Origin of the sequence: Bartonella sp. AA1HLJMS (assembly GCF_042197445.1) — a bacterium.
In the GTDB taxonomy this organism is placed as follows: Bacteria; Pseudomonadota; Alphaproteobacteria; order Rhizobiales; family Rhizobiaceae; genus Bartonella.
The window spans coordinates 33,582-52,295 of sequence record NZ_JBHIRW010000003.1; the positions used below are offsets into that span (position 1 = coordinate 33,582).

Below are 18,714 nucleotides of genomic sequence, written 5' to 3' on the forward strand. Positions count from 1 at the left end.
GAGAGCATAGTGAATGCTGATGAAATAAAAAAACTTGATAATTATTTTAAAAATATATTCCAAAACTCAGCATTGCAAGTCAGAGCACGGCCTAAAAAGAGTGATTCTTGTGAGGTTTATATGGGAGATGAGTTTTTAGGCATTATCTATCGAGATGAAGATGAAGATGAGCTCTCCTATAATTTCTCAATGGCTATATTAGATATTGATTTAGAAAATTGATTCGTTATTCATAGTTGAATGAAGTCTTTTTTATCCCATAAGATTTATATAAGTTTTAACGCTTTAAAACTCGTATGGTTATTTCGTGCAATAATAAGATGGTCATGGATAATAATGCCTAATGCATTTGCTGCATCTTTTAATCTATATGTCATTGTTATATCTGCATTAGAGGGTGTGGAATCGCCAGAAGGGTGATTGTGGACTAAGATAAGTCCTGATGCGGATAACTCTAAAGCTCGAGAAATAACTTCACGAGGATAAACAGGGGTATGATCAATGGTTCCAGTTTGTTGTACCTCATCAGCAAGTAAGCCGTTTTTCTTATCAAGAAACAAAATACGAAATTGTTCACGTGTTTCGTGAGCCATAACAGCTTTACAATAAGCTAACACTTTATCCCATGATGAAAAAATATCGCGCTTAAACAATTGCGCACGAGCAAGACGTCCAGCAACATCTGAAATAATTTTTAAATCAACTGCAGTGGCGGGACCACATCCTGGAATTTCTTGAAGTCGGTGAATATCCGCTCCTAACACATCAGCTAATGAACCAAAACGTGCTATCAAATTTTTAGCTATGGGTTTTGTGTTTGCACGGGGTATTGTGCGAAAAAGCAATAATTCAAGATATTCATAATCTTCAATTGCATTTCCTTTTGACTTTAAATAGCGCTTCCGAAGACGTTCACGATGGCCTTGATAATGTTTATGAAGCTGTGCGTTTTTCTGAGGCTCTTCACTTTTTCTTTCTGATACTGGGGTGAGTGGAAAACTCGATGTTAATGCAAAGTGATTACTTTGAGTACCTTCCTTTTGATTTAATTTTTTAGCCATAACATCTCTACATTGCGTTAGGTATGGGAATTTGGAATATAAAAAATATTTTTAGGAGATTGTGTAAATATTTCATACCCTTCATTTGTAACACCAATTGTATGTTCATATTGTGCTGTCAGAGAGCGGTCACGGGTAACAGCAGTCCAACCGTCAGATAAAATCTTAACTTGTGGTTTACCAAGGTTAATCATAGGCTCAATTGTAAACATCATACCTTGTTTTAATTCAATTCCTTTTCCAGGATTTCCATAATGGAGGATATTGGGAGCATCATGAAAAAGTTGGCCGATACCATGTCCGCAAAAATCTCTCACAATTGAACAGCGTTCAGATTCTGCATACTGTTGAATGGCTGCCCCAATATCACCTGTCGTTGCTCCAGGCTTAACGACAGCGATTCCTTGCATAAGACTTTCATAGGTTATTTTTAGCAAGCGTTCTGCTGCACGCCTAATTTTTCCAACAGGATACATTCGGCTTGAATCCCCATGCCAACCATCAAGGATAAAGGTTACATCAACATTTACAATATCACCTTCTTGCAAAGGTCTTTTATTGGGAATGCCATGGCAGACAACGTGATTGATAGATGTACAGCATGAATGGCTGTATCCATGATAATTTAGATCAGCAGGAAGTGCTCCTCGCTTAGCTCCAAAAATAAATACAAAATCATCTATTTCTTGCGTAGTAACGCCCGGCTTAATAATATCTGTAAGCGCATCAAGGCATTCTGCAGCAATACGACCAACTTCACGCATTTTAGCAAAAGCATAATCATCGAAAATGCGGATTTTTCCATTAAATTTTAAAGGGATTTTATTATATTCGATATACTCAGTCATTGTTTCTTCTATTTTCTATTTTTACTCTCTGAATCGGAAAAATGCCTTCTACACTTACATGACACTTTACAGCATAACATTCTACTCCTGATTTTAATGCTAAATCAAACTTACGTCCATAGAGTGGATCAAGATCATGACAAATTGTAAAAGCTGAGCAATCTTCTCGTTGAATAATATAAAGCATAGCAGCTCGTTTTCCTTGTTGTACAACTCCTATGAGCTCATCAAGGTGACGTGCACCACGTTTTGTTTCGCTATCAGGAAATTCTGCTAATCCTTTCTGACGAATAAAATGAACATTTTTGACTTCTAGGTAACAATCAGGAAGAATGTCATCACGTAAAAGAAAGTCAATTCGTGATTGTGTCCCATAGCGTTGTTCTTTTAAAATTGTTTTATATCCATTTAATTCTGGTAGTAATCCGTTTTGAATTGCTTCTAACGCAAGTTTATTGGGTAAAGACGTATTAATGCCAACCAAAGTATTATCGGCTTCAATAATTTCTAATTGATAGGCATATTTTCGTTTGATGTTGTTATGATAAGAAAGCCAAATATTGGTATTGAAAGCTGTTAATCCAAGCATTGATCCTGTATTAGGTACAGACACGGTGAGGACATGCTGATCATCTTGTTGAACATCCGCAAGGAAACGTTTATAACGACGGATAAGCTTTGCAGGAAAAAGTTTGGGAATAAAGTGCATATCCCTTTTTTAGGATTTATGATTTCATAATTCAACTGAGATTATGATTTATAGGGGCTGTTCCCTATTAAAAAAGATAAAATTGATGTAAAAAACGCTACGATATCTTATATAAATTGTTATAAATTCCATCGTTCACTTTAATGGCTTTTAAAATTTATTATTAGGTTTAGAAACTATTATCTTTGAATGAAAAGATAGATTATCTATAATTTATTATTAAACAGCATTAGAGTATTGTGAAAAAGGTTTCGTAAAAATAGTGGAGAGGGAGATAGTTTAAGTGAAACTAGGTAAAATTGATGGCAGGAACGAATAGGAATCGTGAAAATTTAACAAATGGTCCCATTATTATTTTAGTTGAACCGCAGCTTCCTGAAAACATTGGTATGGTCGCAAGGGCAATGGCAAATTTTGGACTTTCTAAGCTTCGATTAGTCAATCCTCGAGAAATGTTTCCAAATGAAAAAGCTAGAGCTGCTGCAAGTAAAGCTGATCATGTCATTAACAATGCTGTGATTTTTAACACATTGCGTGATTCAATTGCAGATTTACACTATGTTTTTGCCACAACAGCACGTGAAAGATGTGGATTTAAAACTGTAAAAAGTGCTGTCGAAGCAGCAAGCGTATTACGTCAGCGTGAAAGTATCGGACATAAGACTGGGATTGTCTTTGGAAGAGAGAGATGGGGACTAGAAAATGATGAAATCAGCCTTGTTGATGAAATTATTACTTTTCCAGTTAATCCTGCTTTTGCGTCACTTAATATTGCGCAAGCGGTTCTTTTAATGTCTTACGAATGGATGAAAACTGGTTTAGAGAATGTCAGCGATACGGCATTTCGTGCAGCAGAGATGGAACCTGCAAATAAAACAATATTCCATGGTTTTTTATCTCAGTTAGAAGAGGCTTTGAATATCCGTGGGTATTTTAGACCACCAGAACGTAAAGAAGTAATGCTTGCAAATTTGCGCTCTGTTTTTACGCGCGCTAACTTTAGTGAACCTGAGGTTCGTTTATTGCGAGGCATTATATCTTCTTTGGATCATTTTTCGCCACAATATCCACGAGGGAGTAGAGCACCGGAAGAGCGTGATCGTAAAAAAATTAAAAATAAGTGTGAAAACTAATGGATGAACAACCTGTTCTTTTTTTTGATAGCGGTATTGGTGGTTTAACAGTATTCAGGGAAGCGCGTATTCTTATCCCTGACATGCAATTTATCTATGTTGCTGATGATGCAGGATTTCCTTATGGAAATTGGAAAGAAAATATTTTGAAAGAGCGTATTTTGAAGATTTTTAAAAATCTTTTAACACGTTACAATCCAGCTTTATGTGTGATTGCTTGCAACACTGTTTCTACACTGATGATAGCAGATTTACGACAGAATTTTCCTCATGTCCCTTTTGTAGGAACGGTTCCTGCAATTAAATCAGCTGCTGAACAAACAAAATCTGGTTTTATTTCTGTATTAGCGACTCCTGGAACAGTTAAACGTGCTTATACAAATGAATTAATTAACTCTTTTGCTGGACAGTGTCATGTTCAGCTTGTGGGAAGTAAAAAGCTAGCTGGACTTGCTGAAGATTATTTACGGGGAAAATCTATCGATTCAGAAGAGTTAAGAAAAGAAATCCTGCCATGTTTTGTGGAAAAAAATGGACAATATACGGATGTTATTGTTTTAGCCTGCACACATTATCCTTTTTTGATTAATTTCTTTCGTGATCATGCTTTATGGTCCGTTGAGTGGATTGATCCGGCGAAAGCGATCGCCAAACATATCAGATCTTTATTACCATTGTCGGGAAAGATACACCATCAATATATAAAGAAATATCAAGATTTTGCGTTATTGACATCGAAAAATATCACTTCTTTAACGGAGAATTTGTTTAAAGGATTTGGCTTAAAACTCATGAAAGGAGTTGACTTTGGGTTACGAGACCAATAATGATGATCTAGCTATTTTTTCAAGAAAATAGCATTAATTGACGTGTCCCGTGGATAACTTTGCATATTGATATGTTAAGGTATTCTGTCAGTCTTTAGTATTTAAAGGCAGAGGAGGGCGCGTTTCCTTGGGGTCTTAAGATCTCGTGTTTTATTTTATAAGGAAATGCGATGAGTAAACGCGAAACAACAAAGTATAAAATTGACCGTCGTATGGGAGAAAATATTTGGGGGCGTCCAAAATCTCCTGTCAATCGTCGTGATTATGGTCCAGGTCAGCATGGACAGCGTCGTAAAGGAAAACTTTCTGACTATGGGGTTCAGTTGCGCGCTAAACAGAAATTGAAAGGGTTTTATGGAGATATTTCAGAAAAACAATTTCATAAAACCTATGAAGAGGCAGCTCGTCGACGGGGCGATACTGGCGAAAATCTTATCGGTCTGTTAGAATCACGTTTGGATGCTGTTGTTTATCGTGCAAAATTCGTACCTACGATTTTTGCTTCTCGCCAATTTATCAATCACGGTCATGTTAATGTCAATGGGCGGCGCACAAACATTCAATCTTATCGTTGTAAACCCGGTGATGTTATTGAGGTTCGGGAAAAATCGAAACAACTTGTTTTAGTGTTAGAATCAGTGCAATTGGCAGAACGTGATGTCCCTGATTATATTGAAGCAGATCATAAACAGATGAAAGCAACCTTTACACGTATTCCTGCTTTTGCAGATGTTCCTTATGCTGTGCAAATGGAACCTAATCTGGTTGTTGAATTTTATTCTCGATAATTTTTCTGTAAGAGAAATTGTTTCTCTCTTCTATTATGATAACTTCAAAATATTGTGTTATTCTTACAATATTTGAAGTTAATAAGTTCTTTTTGTAAATGGTTCTATATTAAGTTTATTGCTATGTTTTATAGTCATAAATTTGTATAGTTCCATTTCTTTTTTGTGTATCTAATTTATAAATTCAAAAAACATAAATATAAGCTTGCTTTAATATTTGTTTTTATCTTTGCAAAACGAACCGTTTATTGTGCAGGATATGGTATTATGAATGATGTTTCAGTTGAATATCAGGCAATAGAAGAAAACAAAGGGAGAGATGATCCTTTAATAAGCGAAGCAGATAATTGTCATCCAATGTTTCGTGTTGCTCCTTCAAGCGTAGAATTTAATAAATTGCGCAAACGGCTTTTACGTCATATGCGACAAGCTTTGGATGATTTTTCTATGCTCTCTACAGGGAAAAAATGGCTTGTTGCTTTATCGGGTGGAAAAGACTCTTATGGTTTATTAGCGCTTCTTTTAGACTTAAAGTGGCGAGGTCTTTTATCCGTTGAAATTCTAGCCTGTAATCTTGATCAAGGGCAACCAGGATTTCCTAAGCATATTCTTCCAGACTTTTTAAGTTCTTATAAAATTCCATATCGTATTGAATATCAGGATACTTATTCCATTGTTACAGATAAATTGGCAGAGTCGCAGACATATTGTTCACTTTGTTCTCGATTGCGACGTGGTAATCTCTATCGTATTGCACGTGAAGAAGGATGTTCTGCATTAGTTTTAGGTCATCATCGTGATGATGTTTTAGAAACATTTTTTATGAATTTGTTTCACGGTGGCCGATTAGCTGCCATGCCTGGAAAACTTAAAAATGATGAAGGAGATCTTTTTGTATTACGTCCTCTTGTTTATGCTGCTGAGGAAGATATGGAAAAATTTTCTCAAGAAATGCAATTTCCAATTATTCCTTGTAATCTTTGCGGTAGTCAAGATGGATTACAACGTAATGCAATGAAAGAAATGCTGAAAAATATAGAAAGACAAATGCCAGGACGTAAAGATACGATGATTCGCGCTTTAACAAATGTACGCCCAAGTCATTTGCTTGATAAGAAATTCTTTGATTTTAAAACGTGTTAATAAAAATTAGATATTTTTAAAATAAGTTTAAAGAGTTTAAGATAAGAGACTTATTTATAATGATAATTTATTTTTTTTCATTTAAATATCGTCAGATTGTTTTGTTTCAAATTCTCTTATATTGCTTCCATAAAAAACATCCGTTTGCATATCACAAAGGAAATTCTTGTGTGCATAAAACACTCTTGAAAAAAGTTTCCTTTCACTAACCAATGACTGTCGTAATATGAAAAATGGGAAAATAGTAAGGTTGTCGATTTGCTCTTTTGTTAATTAAAAATGGTGAGCCTTGTGGATTTTATTCTTTTGCGCCGCCGTCACCGCCATTTAAAGCTCATTTAAGGCATTAAATTAAGAGAATATATAACTGCTTGGTATTTTGGGAGTGTATAGCAAACATTCAGAATAAGGATTGCTCGTAAATTCTCATGAAGTAAGTCACATGATCGGTTCTTGTTATGAAAAGTCGCTTTTTTATAAACCAATGCTGATAGAAATCTTCATCATTGAGGACAGGGAAGGAGTTAAATTTTTAAACTGCTATACCATAAAGGTCATAGGCATCCGATTGTTCGATTTTAACGGTGACAAATTCACCAACACGCAGTGGGCGTCGTGATGATATATGGACAACACCATCTATTTCTGGAGCATCGTACTGACTACGTCCTTTGGCAACTTTTCCTTGACTTTCATCGATAAGCACTCGGAGTCTTTTTCCAATTTTTTTCTTTAAAAGATGTGTAGAAATTTGTTGTTGTTTTGCCATAAAACGATGCCAGCGGTTTTCTTTCACCTCTTCAGGAATATTTTCTAATCCCAATTCATTTGCGGCAGCTCCTTTTACTTCTTCATATTTAAAGCACCCCGCGCGTTCAATTTTTGCTTCTTCTAGCCATTCTAGAAGTATATTAAAATCTTCATTCGTTTCACCAGGAAAACCAACGATAAATGTTGATCGCAAAGTAAGATCTGGACATATTTTCCGCCATTTTTCAATTCTACGGTTTGTTTTTTCCATAAGTGCGGGACGCTTCATGTGACGCAAAACAGTTGGTGATGCATGCTGAAAAGGTATATCCAGATAAGGAAGAATTTTTTTTGCAGCCATAAGTTCGATAACTTCATCAACATGGGGATAAGGATAAACGTAATGCATACGTACCCAAATACCCATATCGCCTAGTTCGCGACAAAGATCAAAGAATTTAGTTTTGATTGTACGATCTTTCCAAGAATTTTCGAGATATTTAAGATCAACACCATAAGCACTCGTATCCTGTGAAATAACCAAAAGTTCTTTTACACCCGCTTGCACGAGTTTTTCAGCTTCACGAAGAACATCGCTGATGGGACGTGAAGTGAGATCACCACGCAAAGTAGGGATGATACAAAAACTACACCGATTAGAGCATCCTTCAGAAATCTTTAAGTAGGCGTAATGGCGAGGTGTTAAACGAATACCTTGGGGAGGAACTAAATCAAGAAAAGGATCATGAACAGGAGGAATTGCTGTATGAACAGCTTCTATAACGCTTTCATAAGCTTGCGGTTTTGTAATAGCCAATACATTAGGATATGTTTGGCGAATAGCATCAGGATCAGCACCAAGACACCCCGTTACAATAACTTTTCCATTTTTTTTAAGAGCTTCATCAATATTGGCTAATGATTCTCTCCTTGCCGAGTCAAGAAAACCACAGGTATTCACAATAACGACATCAGCTCCTTGATGTTGACGTGAAATCTCATACCCTTCAGAGCGAAGGCGTGTAATAATTCGCTCAGAATCTACGAGTGCTTTTGGGCATCCGAGGGAGACAAAACTAATACGAGGTGCTACCATGATGATCCTACAATTACTATGAATGATTGAGTTGCGCTTTTATTAATTTAAAAATAATGTTCTTTATTTTTATACCTATGCAATACAATCTGTTACAAAGTTATTTGATTTTTTTCTACAAAATTTTATATGTTTTTATGCATGCATACAATTTTGTCTTATTATATCGTAAAATTCCGTTATTGAGGATGATGATATAAGGCAGCTTCCTTCAAAGCATTTAAGTTCTTTTCAAAGTACGTGGTGAATATTTTAAAACTTACTTGTCAAGCCTTGCATTAAGTGAAGAACATGGAGGGAAGGGAAAATTAAACCCGCTCGATAAGGATCTGGATTGTTTATAAACCGAATTGGGGGCATCTTTGGCTGTGGAGAAGAAGTCAATTGTGTGTGGCACAATAAAAAAATACTCAACAGCTTCTTACTGCGATATCTATCGCGTACTATAAGGTTTATTTTTTAATATTTGCGAATAAGTCCGGTAAGTTTTCCTTGTATTTCTATACGCTCGGATTCGTATGTCCGTACTTCATAATGAGGATTTGCGGCTTCTAATGCAATAGAAGCTCCTTTGCGTCGATAACGTTTTAATGTGGCTTCTTTTTTATCAATAAACGCAACAATAATTTCACCTGTTATTGCTGTATTTTGACGTTTCACAATGATCGTATCTTTATCAAGGATACCAGCCTCCATCATAGAATCATCTTTAACTTCTAATGCGTAGTGCTCACCTGTATTAACCATATCGAGTGGAAGAGAAAGGCTGTTTATTTGTTGCAGTATAGCAGAGGCGGGTACGCTCGCAGAAATACGTCCCATAATAGGAATGGTGATATTTTTTTTTTCTTCTTCATCAAAGGGACTCAAGCTTTTTGATATTTCCCTTTTCTTTCTTTCTATCATACTGGGAGAAATTTTACGTGCTAAAGAAAGGTTAAATGTTATTTTCTCAGGAAGTCGAATCACCTCCACAGCACGAGCACGATTGGGCAAGCGACGTATAAAACCTCGTTGTTCTAAGGCTATAATGAGCTTATGAATACCAGACTTTGAAGAAAGTTCTAATGCATTTTTCATTTCTTCAAAAGAAGGAGGAACACCAGTTTCTTTTATATGGTTATGAATAAACAAGAGTAGCTCATATTGTTTACATGTTAACATTCAATATTCCAATCAAAATAATAAAACTTAGTAAAGTAAAAATACATGTATATATAGCACTTTTACAATTTTTATCGCCAAATCAAAATTATTTTCTTTGTTTTTGATCTTATCGTTTAATAAATAAATATGTTTATTTATATATATATTTAAATTGTTATTTATATACTGCATATATACATTAATATTAAATAATGTATAAATATACTTTATAGTTCTGACTGAATTATCCAACACTAAATTTTGTGACTAGTATTATCCTTTTCTTCTAAAAATATATCTACGTATTTTGTAATTTTTGATATAAAAAAGTTAATTAGAAGGCATTCTATATATTCAAAACACTTAAAATAATTTTGCATACTGCATATTATTTCTGCTTTTTTATTCTTAGTAAAATTATCTACAGCTCTAATAGTGAGCATAATTTATAGTCATTCGGGATATTTTCAATGAGACTAAATTTTTGCTTCATATCTACTTGATTCTATAGGATAAATTGGCTTTCGTTATATATTCATTATACATGAATAAAAATCATACTCTCAAAGCCATTGTTGCTCATTGTTCCATTTTCAAGTCTAACGTGTCAACCGCTATATACTATTTTCATGAACCCTAATGTTGCGATAATTTTTGGTTGTTGAAAGGAGGCATAAAAGGTATTTTCATTTCTTTTTTATAGTTTTATTCTCTCGCTTATATCGATCAAGAAAATGCTTTTTATTGTTTCAATATAAAAAAGATTTGAAATGAGAAAAACTTACAGTATTTGAGAATTTTCACTCAAGTGAAAAATAATAAATTATTATAAATCAATATATTATCTTATAAAGCTGTATTCATATTTGAGAATTGAACACTAAAATATAAAGATATAAAAATAATATTATAATAAAAGGTATTTTTTCTTCTCTACCCATTATGCTCAACAACCCATGTGAGGGGAAAGGGGTATTTCTCATAATTTTAACGCTTCGAATCTATGCAATATTTTACAGTAAAATTTTTCCTTTATTGAAACTTCAAAAAGAAGATTAAAGAGTACTTATACAATGATGAAGTAAAGGGGCGAAAACGGAAAATTATTGATAACTGAAGAAAATAATAATATTTTTTTTCAAAAGGTGTTGACCTAATGGAAAGTCAACCGTATGTTCCCTTCACTTTCTACAAATTAGATAGTGTGCAAACTAGATAGCTTGTGTGAGAGCGCGTAGCTCAGCTGGTAGAGCAACTGACTTTTAATCAGTAGGTCCAGGGTTCGAATCCCTGCGCGCTCACCAAATTTAAGTAATATCAATAGGCTATAAAAAGTTTAAGAATCTTTTTTGTTTTGATTCTTTTTGAAGTTTTTATTGATTCTATAGCCTGTCATTTTCTATCAGCTGTTTTAGAATAGAGCAGTGCTATGCTGTCTCCATTTTCAACAAACTTGCGGATAGGGTTGTACCTGCGTTGGCAGCACATGCGGTTTCTAATTTTCTCAATCCATAGGTGGTTTTTTAATACCCACTGCATTACATGATTCGCAAAACAGTTGCTAAAATCACCACTTATTCACACTTATATTATGAAATGAATTTTCTATAAGATGTTGATTTGTTTAAATTTTAATCTTTTTAACATCTAGTATAGTACATTTATTTTGTATGAAAACCATAAAAAGGTTAACAATACGTTAATTTCTTGATAGAAGGGGCCAATTCAAGAGTGGTATATGCGTGAGGGGAATCATTTAAAAACGTAAATTCTTCCGTTGCGTACAAAAAGCGTGACGTGGTTTTTACAAGTAGTACTTAACAGAAATAAGTGGACTGAATAGATGCCTTCAAATAGAAAAAAGAAAATTACTTTTATGATTAAACCAACACTTCAATTGTTTTCTATGATCGTCATTTCTCAGTCACTGGTATCTTGTTGCGCAAGCCAAACTATGAATTTTTCAATAAAAGATTCCTATCATAATAAACCAATTAACGTAAACACTTCTGTACTACCTCAACAAGTCTCCAATAAGAAGAATCAATCGGAAGAAAAAAAGCGTGGACGAGCGATTGTTGGTAAACCTTATCAAATAAAAGGAAAGTGGTATTATCCTCAAAGTGATCCAACTTATAAACGTGTTGGCGAAGCATCATGGTATGGTTCAGATTTTCATGGACGTTTAACTGCCAATGGTGAAATTTATGACATGAATCTTTTGACTGCTGCTCATCCTACAATGCCTTTACCTAGTTATGCTCGTGTTACTAATTTGAAAAATGGATCTTCAATCGTTGTTAGAGTGAATGATCGCGGACCTTTTATGAAAGACAGAATCATTGATTTATCAAAGCAAGCTGCGGCAATATTGGGGTATGTAGATAGGGGGGTCGCAGATGTTAAAGTAGAATATATTGCTGAAGCACCTGTTGGCTATTATGATGGTGCATATTTAATGTCCTCTTATACTCCTGGAAATGCTGCCCCATATTCATTAGCGTCGGAAAATATTGCGAAAAAAAGAGAAACTGTTTTGTTAAAAGAGCAGCGCAATACAAGGAACAAAAAAGACTTAGCTAAAGCTGCTGCTGTTGAACAAGAACAACGTAATAAAACTGTTGCAGTTAAATTGCCAGAAATTGGTCCTATCATGGTTGATAAGCCGATACCATTCGATCAAGTTGCTTCTATAAATAAGCTAAACAAAAAAACAAAGGTTAATTGGCTACAACTGTTTTAAGAAAAAATGCATTGATTTTTTATCTATATAATTTTCTAGTAAAAAAGGTAAGAAATTACGGATTTAGTGTAGGATTTTTATCTTAAAGCGCTTTGTCCTTTTCAAAAAGCATGGTTGGGTTCTATTATTATAAATTCAGTACGGCCTTTTCACTCCATTGCTGGTCTATTCGTCGTTTTATGATATTGCTTGCTTAATAAAGCGCGTACTTTTCTTGCTGTAATAGCTTTTGCTAGACGAAGGTAAATTATTGTGTCAGTCTGTTTGTGTAATCTCTAAAACAACTTGTACAATCGATTTGAGAGGAATAAAAAGCTTAACAAGTAAAAAAATATTTTATTTTGATTCGGCTTTGCATCTTTCTAAAGTATCTACGGTAATATCTTATGAAAAGATTATGCATTATCTCATGCTTTTGTTTATCATGTTCTTTAATGGAGTAAGTTCCCTCACGAAAAACAGAGCGTCTCAAACAAAATACACTTACATTGCCAATTCATGGACTTATTTAAAAGAGACATACTTTAACACGCTACAAGCCTATTTTGCGACAGCGCCTGTGAATGGTATAACTGTTAACGCCTTTAGACATCAGCATCTTTACTCTTATGAAGATATAAATCGACACCATCATACACTTTGCAAATCCCCAATGTTTTGTGCGATAATTCTTAACACTTGAGAGGTTTATAAGAAGTATTTTTACTCTCTTTTTTAATAATTTTTATCCATATACGAACCCTACTTATGACCCGTAAGTAAGCGATTTTTAATGAATTCAATATGAGAAGAGGAGATGAGAGAATCTTACAGTATTTTGAGTTAGCTTCAATTTTAAAATGATAATTTATCATAACAAATCAAAATACTATCAATAAAAATAGGAAAAAATCTTTTGTCTCTCATACATTTAAAATGTTAAATTGAACCTACATGGAAGATAAAAAACGTGTCATATTATATATTCTAAAGCTAAATGAAAATAAAATCTTTTTATGAGTTGTAAATAATTCCTCAATTTTCAGAAATCAAAAAGTTTTTTCCTATATAAGATTCTTTATGTTGATCTTTGGGATGGGAGGAGCAGCTATGTATACAGCATTAAGGATCTTATTGATATTATGGGGAGTATTGGCATTTGATATGTGGGGGAGAGCACAAGATTTTCAAACTCCCGCATCACAACTGTTATTACTCGATGATGATACAGAGACAATACTTTATGAAAAACAAAGTGATATTCCTTTTTTTCCTGCTTCATTAGTAAAATTGATGACAGCAGAAGTTGTATTTCATCAATTAAAAAAAGGATTATTAAAAAGTACGCAGAAATTCAAGGTCAGTGAAAATGCTTGGCGCAAAGGTGGAGCACCTTCCGGTACAACCACTATGTTTGCAAAGATAAAGACAGAAATCAGTGTTTCTGATCTTTTACGTGGTTTAATTATTGTGAATGGAAATGATGCTGCTATTATTCTTGCTGAAGGAATATCAGGACATGAAGATCATTTTGTAAAACTGATGAATCAGCGCGCAAAAATAATCGGATTATCTCAGAGTCATTTTGTTAATGCTACAGGGCTACCGGAAGAGGGACAATTTGTAACTGTGCGTGATATGATTATATTAGCACGTCATATTGTTCAGAAATATCCGGATTATTATGCACTTTATTGTGAGCCTCATTTTACATGGAATAATATTTTTCAACGTAATAAAAACCCTCTTATTTCTAAGGAAATTGGTGTAGAAGGATTTGGTTTTGGCTACAGTGAAAAAGAAGGTTTTTCAATGGTTGCCACCATTTCTAAAAATCATCGACGTCTTTTTTTAGCAATCAATGGTTTGCAAGATGGTAAAAAATATACAAAAGAAATAGAACGCATTCTTCAATGGGGGATGACGGCATTTGATCTCAAAACAATTTTCACAAAAGAAGAAACGGTTGGTCTTGCTTCTGTTTATGGTGGAAAGAAAAGTTTTGTCCCACTTATTGTCAAAAAACCGATAAGTTTTATGCTTTCCAATGAAAAAGAAGTTAATGTTAAAGCAAAAATTAAATATCATGGTCCATTGAAAGCCCCCATCGTTTCTGGGCAATCAGTTGGTGTTATTCAAATTTTAGAAGATAAAAAGGTTCTTCTGGAAAAACCAGTTTTTGCCGGAATGAATATTCAGGAAGGAAGTTTCTTTGCAAAAGTAAAAAATGCATTCTATGAAATAACAATTGGATGGTTACGGAAATATTTGTAGTTACGCGCTAATAAGGTTAAGGTCATACGTGTCAGGTTATTTTATTACATTCGAAGGAGGGGAGGGGGTAGGAAAAACGGTGCAGATTTCTTTACTTGCTGAGTCTCTCTCTCACCAAGGTTATGATGTTGTTACAACACGAGAACCAGGAGGAACGCCAGGAGCAGAAGCAATCCGGCATATTTTGTTGTCGGGGCAGGCGCGACAGTATGGACCGTTGATTGAAGCTGTTTTGTTTACAGCTGCACGCGTCGACCATTTTCATGAAGTTATTGCACCTTCTTTGCAAAAAGGTAAAATCGTTTTATGTGACCGCTTTATTGATTCTACACGCGTTTATCAAGGACTCAATAATAGAGTCAGTTCTTCTCTTCTTTCTGTTTTAGAGTGTATTGCGCTCAATGGTATTTTGCCTCATTTAACATTTTTATTAGATATGCCAGCAATGTGTGGTATGAAGCGTGCAAATTTACGAAGAAAAAAAACAGAAGAAATTGATTATTTTGAAAAAGATCAGTTGGAAATTCAAGAACAAAGACGTAAGGCTTTTCTTCAATTGGCCAAACAAGAACCCCATAGATTTCGAGTCATTGATGCCACTGGCTCAGTGGAAGCTATTGCTCATCAAATAAAAAATATTTGTCATCAGGTATTGTTGGATCAGCTTTCATGAGTAATTTAAATACCTTACGCCAATATGATGATATTGATACAATTTTATCACCATCCCAGAACAATGTTATCTTTGGTCATGAGGATGTGCGTCATTTTTTGACACAAATGCTTAAAGAAGAGCGTTTGCATCATGCATTATTATTTGAAGGAGAATACGGGATTGGAAAGGCTACATTAGCCTTTCATCTTGCTTGGAACATTTTAAGTTTTCAACAGAGTTCTTTCTTCAAACCCGATCCTTATTCTACCCCATGGCGCCAAATTACACAAGGAAGTCACCCTAGTCTTTTGTATATTTCACGTCGATTTGATGTGAAAACGCAAAAGTTTAAAACAGGAATACTCGTTGATGATATCCGTGATATTATGCATTTTTTAAGTCGAACATCGCAAGATAATGGATGGCGTATTGTTATTATTGATTCTGCAGATGATATGAATAGAAATGCAGCAAATGCAATTCTCAAAATACTTGAAGAACCACCTACAAAAACGTTATTTGTTATTATCGCACATTCTTCAGGAAAATTGCTTCCAACAATCCATTCACGGTGTCAAAAAATTTCTTTTCGTCCGTTGAATAACGATGAAATGAAAAAAGTTATTATACATATTTTCGCCGATCAGGATTTACCTGATGAAAAAACAATTGAAATGATTATTAAAAAATCTAAAGGAAGCCCTCGAAAAGCCGCTTTACTTATTTGCCATGGCGGTCTTGAAATTATTAAAACAATTGATGCTCTCCTAGAGAAACCTGTTTGTAACGCAACAATTGTACATACTCTTGCACAAACATTTTCATCTGCTTCTTCTACATTCCAATTTCAACAATTTTGTGATGAAATTCTTAATAAAATTCAAAAAAAAGCTATCATGCTCGTTGAAAAGGGAGACTTATTTCTCTCAAAAAAATATGCGGAAAAATGGCAGGAGATTCATCAAGAAATAGAGGAAATACAACTGTTTAATCTCGATAAAAAGCAGTTTGTTATTAACTTACTTTTTAAAGTTCATAAGATCATTCATGAGAATTAGTTTTTCCGTGACAATGCGATGAACAAGCGTTATGTCATTATATCTTCTATTTATAGCGTTTTACAACGAGTATGACATGCGTGACACATATTACATAACAACTCCCATTTTTTATCCTAATGGTGCTCCACATATTGGACATGCTTATAGTGCCATTGCAAGCGATGTTTTAGCCCGCTTTCAACGGTTAAACGGAAAAAATGTATTTTTTCTTTCTGGTACAGATGAGCATGGTCTCAAGATGCAACAAACCGCAGCTGCATTAGGCATGACACCTCAGCAACTTGCAGATCGTAATAGTGCGGTGTTTCAAAAAATGCTTGCAGTATTAAATTGTTCTAACGATGATTTTATCCGTACGACAGAAGAACGCCATTATCAAGCTTGTCAAGAAATTTGGAAAAAGATGGAAGCAAATGGCGATATTTATCTCGGTCGTTATACGGGGTGGTATTCGGTTCGCCAAGAAGCCTATTATGAAGAAAAAGATACGGAAATTGGAGCAGACAACATCCGTCGTGAGAAAGAATTAGGCTCTCCAGTTGAATGGAATGAAGAAGAAAGTTATTTTTTTAGACTTTCTCATTATGAAAAGGCTCTTCTTGAATATTATGAAAAACATCCTGATTTTATTGCTCCATTTGAGCGGCGTAATGAAATTATAAGTTTTATCAAATCAGGTTTAAAAGATATCTCTATTTCACGCGCAAGTTTTAACTGGGGAATTGCTGTTCCTGAGAATCCAAAGCACGTGATGTATGTCTGGGTTGATGCGCTTACAAATTATCTATCAGCAATAGGTTTTTTCAATGAAAATTCAAAAAAACGTGATTTTTGGCCTGCAAATACGCATATTATTGGTAAGGATATTATTCGTTTTCATGCAGTCTATTGGCCGGCATTTTTAATGTCTGCTGGAATTGAATTGCCTAAAAATATTTTTGCACATGGTTTTTTACTTAATCGTGGTGCAAAAATGTCAAAATCTATTGGAAATGTCGTTGATCCTTTTGAAATGGTTGATCATTATGGTCTTGATCAGGTCCGTTATTTCCTTCTCCGTGAAGTGCCATTCGGACAAGATGGTAGTTATAGTCATGAAAGCCTTGTGAACCGTATTAATGCTGATCTTGCTAACGATCTTGGTAATTTAGCACAGCGCTGTTTGTCTATGATTGCCAAAAATTGTAATGCACAAGTCCCGAAACCAGCTTCATTTTTAGCTCAAGATAAACAGCTTTTAGAACAATCTCTTCAAGTACTTGAAACTGTACACCAAGCTATGTCTTCTTATAGTATGCATTTAGCACTTTCAGCTATTTTTTCAATTGTAGCAGATGCCAATCGCTATTTTGCCAACGAACAACCTTGGAGTTTACGTAAAAACGATCGAGAACGATTTTCTACAGTTCTTTATATAACTGTAGAAATCTTGCGGAGAATAGGAATTATGCTTTTGCCTTTCATACCCCAATCAGCAACGAAACTTCTTGATAGCCTTGCAGTTGCTGAAGATGATCGGTTATTGTATCATATAAGTCATTCAAAAATTCAAGAAGGGCTTGATCTTCCACCACCAGAACCAATTTTTCCTCGTTATATCTTGAAGAAAGAAGACACTCATCATGTTGATTGATACACATTGTCATCTTGATTTTGAAGACTTTTCACAAGATTTGGATAATGTTATCCAACGGGCTTTAGATGCTGACGTTAAACGTATGATAACAATTTCAACCCATGTTCATAAGTTAGATAAACTGTTAGCCATTGCGCAAAGCTATGATCAAGTCTTTTGTTCCGTTGGAACACACCCCAATCACGCGCATGAAGAACAAAATATTACAGCGGAAGAGCTTATACAGCTCTCGAATCACCCTAAAATTGTTGCGTTTGGGGAAGGGGGCCTTGATTATCATTATGATTACTCTACACCAGAAGAGCAAAAGAAAGTTTTTCAAGAACATATCATTGCTTCTCGAGAAACACAGATTCCTCTTGTTATACATTCACGCAATGCCGATATCGATATGGAGAAAATATTACGTGAACAGATAAAAGAAGGAGCTTTTCCCTTTATCCTTCATTGTTATTCGTCTGGAATGCAACTTGCTCGTGCTGGAATTGAACTTGGTGGTTATATTTCTTTTTCAGGTATTCTTACTTTTAAAAACGCACTTGAAATCCGTGAAATAGCAAAAATTGTGCCCCATGAGCATTTGTTAGTGGAAACAGATGCTCCATTCTTAGCACCTAGTCCCCATCGGGGAAAAACAAATGAACCATCTTTTGTATGTTATACAGCAGCTGTTTTGGCTGAAACAATTGGCTTAAGCATTGAAGAAATAGCTCAAATAACAACGCGTAATGCTTTTCGTTTATTTAGCAAAATGAAATAAGGCAAAAGATATGTGTGATCAATACCGATTTACAATATTAGGTTGTGGTCCTTCTCCAGGAGTGCCAAGACCTAATGGTGATTGGGGAACATGTGATCCGAATAA

At 34.7% G+C, this 18,714-nt stretch carries 15 protein-coding genes, 1 tRNA gene and 2 pseudogenes; 13 read left to right on the forward strand and 5 right to left on the reverse strand.

Annotated elements, in window-relative coordinates; translation table 11 throughout:
* Positions 1-9: 9 nt before the first annotated feature.
* A complete protein-coding gene (locus tag ACFIQE_RS01855) occupies positions 10-222 on the forward strand; it encodes a DUF3126 family protein (protein WP_375621268.1) in 213 nt (70 codons plus the stop codon).
* 44 nt (positions 223-266) lie between these two features.
* Here the strand turns inward: ACFIQE_RS01855 and radC are convergent, their stop codons facing one another.
* Genes radC through sfsA form a run of 3 tightly spaced genes read right to left on the reverse strand, consistent with a single transcriptional unit; the run spans position 267 to position 2,618 of the window.
* Positions 267-1,061 (reverse strand): DNA repair protein RadC, encoded by a 795-nt coding sequence (gene radC, locus ACFIQE_RS01860; protein ID WP_375621267.1) that lies wholly within the window; start codon positions 1,059-1,061, stop codon positions 267-269.
* A 17-nt stretch (positions 1,062-1,078) separates the two neighbouring features.
* On the reverse strand, positions 1,079-1,909 hold the full coding sequence (gene map, locus ACFIQE_RS01865; protein ID WP_375707221.1) for a type I methionyl aminopeptidase: 831 nt from the start codon (positions 1,907-1,909) through the stop codon (positions 1,079-1,081).
* Complete coding sequence (gene sfsA / locus ACFIQE_RS01870) at positions 1,902-2,618, reverse strand: DNA/RNA nuclease SfsA (protein WP_375611922.1); 717 nt, start codon at positions 2,616-2,618, stop codon at positions 1,902-1,904. Before sfsA ends, map begins: the two co-directional genes overlap by 8 nt.
* Before the next feature lie 302 nt (positions 2,619-2,920).
* Here sfsA and ACFIQE_RS01875 point away from each other — a divergent pair.
* The 4 genes and pseudogenes from ACFIQE_RS01875 (at position 2,921) to ttcA (ending at position 6,509) form a co-directional block, all read left to right on the forward strand.
* Positions 2,921-3,758, forward strand: a pseudogene (locus tag ACFIQE_RS01875) (RNA methyltransferase).
* The gene (gene murI / locus ACFIQE_RS01880) at positions 3,751-4,578 is read left to right on the forward strand and encodes a glutamate racemase (protein ID WP_375707222.1); all 828 of its coding nucleotides are present in this window, start codon (positions 3,751-3,753) and stop codon (positions 4,576-4,578) included. Before ACFIQE_RS01875 ends, murI begins: the two are co-directional and overlap by 8 nt.
* Positions 4,579-4,748: 170 nt before the next feature.
* The gene (gene rpsD / locus ACFIQE_RS01885) at positions 4,749-5,366 is read left to right on the forward strand and encodes a 30S ribosomal protein S4 (protein WP_273722651.1); all 618 of its coding nucleotides are present in this window, start codon (positions 4,749-4,751) and stop codon (positions 5,364-5,366) included.
* 267 nt (positions 5,367-5,633) lie between these two features.
* Complete coding sequence (ttcA, locus tag ACFIQE_RS01890) at positions 5,634-6,509, forward strand: tRNA 2-thiocytidine(32) synthetase TtcA (RefSeq protein ID WP_375634106.1); 876 nt, start codon at positions 5,634-5,636, stop codon at positions 6,507-6,509.
* Positions 6,510-7,041: 532 nt separating this feature from the next.
* Here the strand turns inward: ttcA and rimO are convergent.
* On the reverse strand, positions 7,042-8,355 hold the full coding sequence (gene rimO, locus ACFIQE_RS01895; RefSeq protein WP_375621263.1) for a 30S ribosomal protein S12 methylthiotransferase RimO: 1,314 nt from the start codon (positions 8,353-8,355) through the stop codon (positions 7,042-7,044).
* 459 nt (positions 8,356-8,814) lie between these two features.
* On the reverse strand, positions 8,815-9,519 hold the full coding sequence (lexA, locus tag ACFIQE_RS01900; RefSeq protein WP_375621262.1) for a transcriptional repressor LexA: 705 nt from the start codon (positions 9,517-9,519) through the stop codon (positions 8,815-8,817).
* 1,210 nt (positions 9,520-10,729) lie between these two features.
* Between lexA and ACFIQE_RS01905 the strand changes: the two genes are divergently transcribed.
* The 8 genes and pseudogenes from ACFIQE_RS01905 to ACFIQE_RS01940 all read left to right on the forward strand — a co-directional run.
* Positions 10,730-10,805: transfer RNA gene (locus ACFIQE_RS01905), tRNA-Lys, on the forward strand.
* 539 nt (positions 10,806-11,344) lie between these two features.
* Positions 11,345-12,244 (forward strand): septal ring lytic transglycosylase RlpA family protein, encoded by a 900-nt coding sequence (locus ACFIQE_RS01910; RefSeq protein WP_375621261.1) that lies wholly within the window; start codon positions 11,345-11,347, stop codon positions 12,242-12,244.
* A gap of 1,089 nt (positions 12,245-13,333) precedes the next feature.
* Positions 13,334-14,497: a D-alanyl-D-alanine carboxypeptidase family protein gene (locus tag ACFIQE_RS01915; RefSeq protein ID WP_375640796.1), complete on the forward strand. Its 1,164-nt coding sequence runs from the start codon at positions 13,334-13,336 to the stop codon at positions 14,495-14,497.
* 28 nt (positions 14,498-14,525) lie between these two features.
* A complete protein-coding gene (gene tmk / locus ACFIQE_RS01920; protein WP_375621259.1) occupies positions 14,526-15,170 on the forward strand; it encodes a dTMP kinase in 645 nt (214 codons plus the stop codon).
* Positions 15,167-16,210 (forward strand): DNA polymerase III subunit delta', encoded by a 1,044-nt coding sequence (locus tag ACFIQE_RS01925; RefSeq protein ID WP_375702847.1) that lies wholly within the window; start codon positions 15,167-15,169, stop codon positions 16,208-16,210. The genes tmk and ACFIQE_RS01925 overlap by 4 nt, the downstream gene beginning before the upstream one ends.
* 76 nt (positions 16,211-16,286) lie before the next feature.
* Positions 16,287-17,846 carry a methionine--tRNA ligase gene (metG, locus tag ACFIQE_RS01930; protein ID WP_375621257.1) on the forward strand — a complete coding sequence of 520 codons (1,560 nt, stop codon included), beginning with the start codon at positions 16,287-16,289 and terminating at the stop codon, positions 17,844-17,846.
* Complete coding sequence (locus ACFIQE_RS01935; RefSeq protein WP_375618142.1) at positions 17,836-18,609, forward strand: TatD family hydrolase; 774 nt, start codon at positions 17,836-17,838, stop codon at positions 18,607-18,609. Before metG ends, ACFIQE_RS01935 begins: the two co-directional genes overlap by 11 nt.
* Positions 18,610-18,619: 10 nt before the next feature.
* Positions 18,620-18,714 (forward strand): annotated as a pseudogene (locus ACFIQE_RS01940) (MBL fold metallo-hydrolase); the annotation flags it as partial.

Bases quoted from the DNA above. Each gene is read 5' to 3' on its own strand.
- ACFIQE_RS01935 (WP_375618142.1), top strand. From the start codon at position 17,836: ATGTTGATTGATACACATTGTCATCTTGATTTTGAAGACTTTTCACAA.
- radC (WP_375621267.1), bottom strand. From the start codon at position 1,061: ATGGCTAAAAAATTAAATCAAAAGGAAGGTACTCAAAGTAATCACTTT.
- map (WP_375707221.1), bottom strand. From the start codon at position 1,909: ATGACTGAGTATATCGAATATAATAAAATCCCTTTAAAATTTAATGGA.
- ACFIQE_RS01915 (WP_375640796.1), top strand. From the start codon at position 13,334: ATGTATACAGCATTAAGGATCTTATTGATATTATGGGGAGTATTGGCA.
- murI (WP_375707222.1), top strand. From the start codon at position 3,751: ATGGATGAACAACCTGTTCTTTTTTTTGATAGCGGTATTGGTGGTTTA.
- ACFIQE_RS01925 (WP_375702847.1), top strand. From the start codon at position 15,167: ATGAGTAATTTAAATACCTTACGCCAATATGATGATATTGATACAATT.
- lexA (WP_375621262.1), bottom strand. From the start codon at position 9,519: ATGTTAACATGTAAACAATATGAGCTACTCTTGTTTATTCATAACCAT.
- rpsD (WP_273722651.1), top strand. From the start codon at position 4,749: ATGAGTAAACGCGAAACAACAAAGTATAAAATTGACCGTCGTATGGGA.
- sfsA (WP_375611922.1), bottom strand. From the start codon at position 2,618: ATGCACTTTATTCCCAAACTTTTTCCTGCAAAGCTTATCCGTCGTTAT.
- ACFIQE_RS01910 (WP_375621261.1), top strand. From the start codon at position 11,345: ATGCCTTCAAATAGAAAAAAGAAAATTACTTTTATGATTAAACCAACA.
- metG (WP_375621257.1), top strand. From the start codon at position 16,287: ATGCGTGACACATATTACATAACAACTCCCATTTTTTATCCTAATGGT.
- rimO (WP_375621263.1), bottom strand. From the start codon at position 8,355: ATGGTAGCACCTCGTATTAGTTTTGTCTCCCTCGGATGCCCAAAAGCA.
- ttcA (WP_375634106.1), top strand. From the start codon at position 5,634: ATGAATGATGTTTCAGTTGAATATCAGGCAATAGAAGAAAACAAAGGG.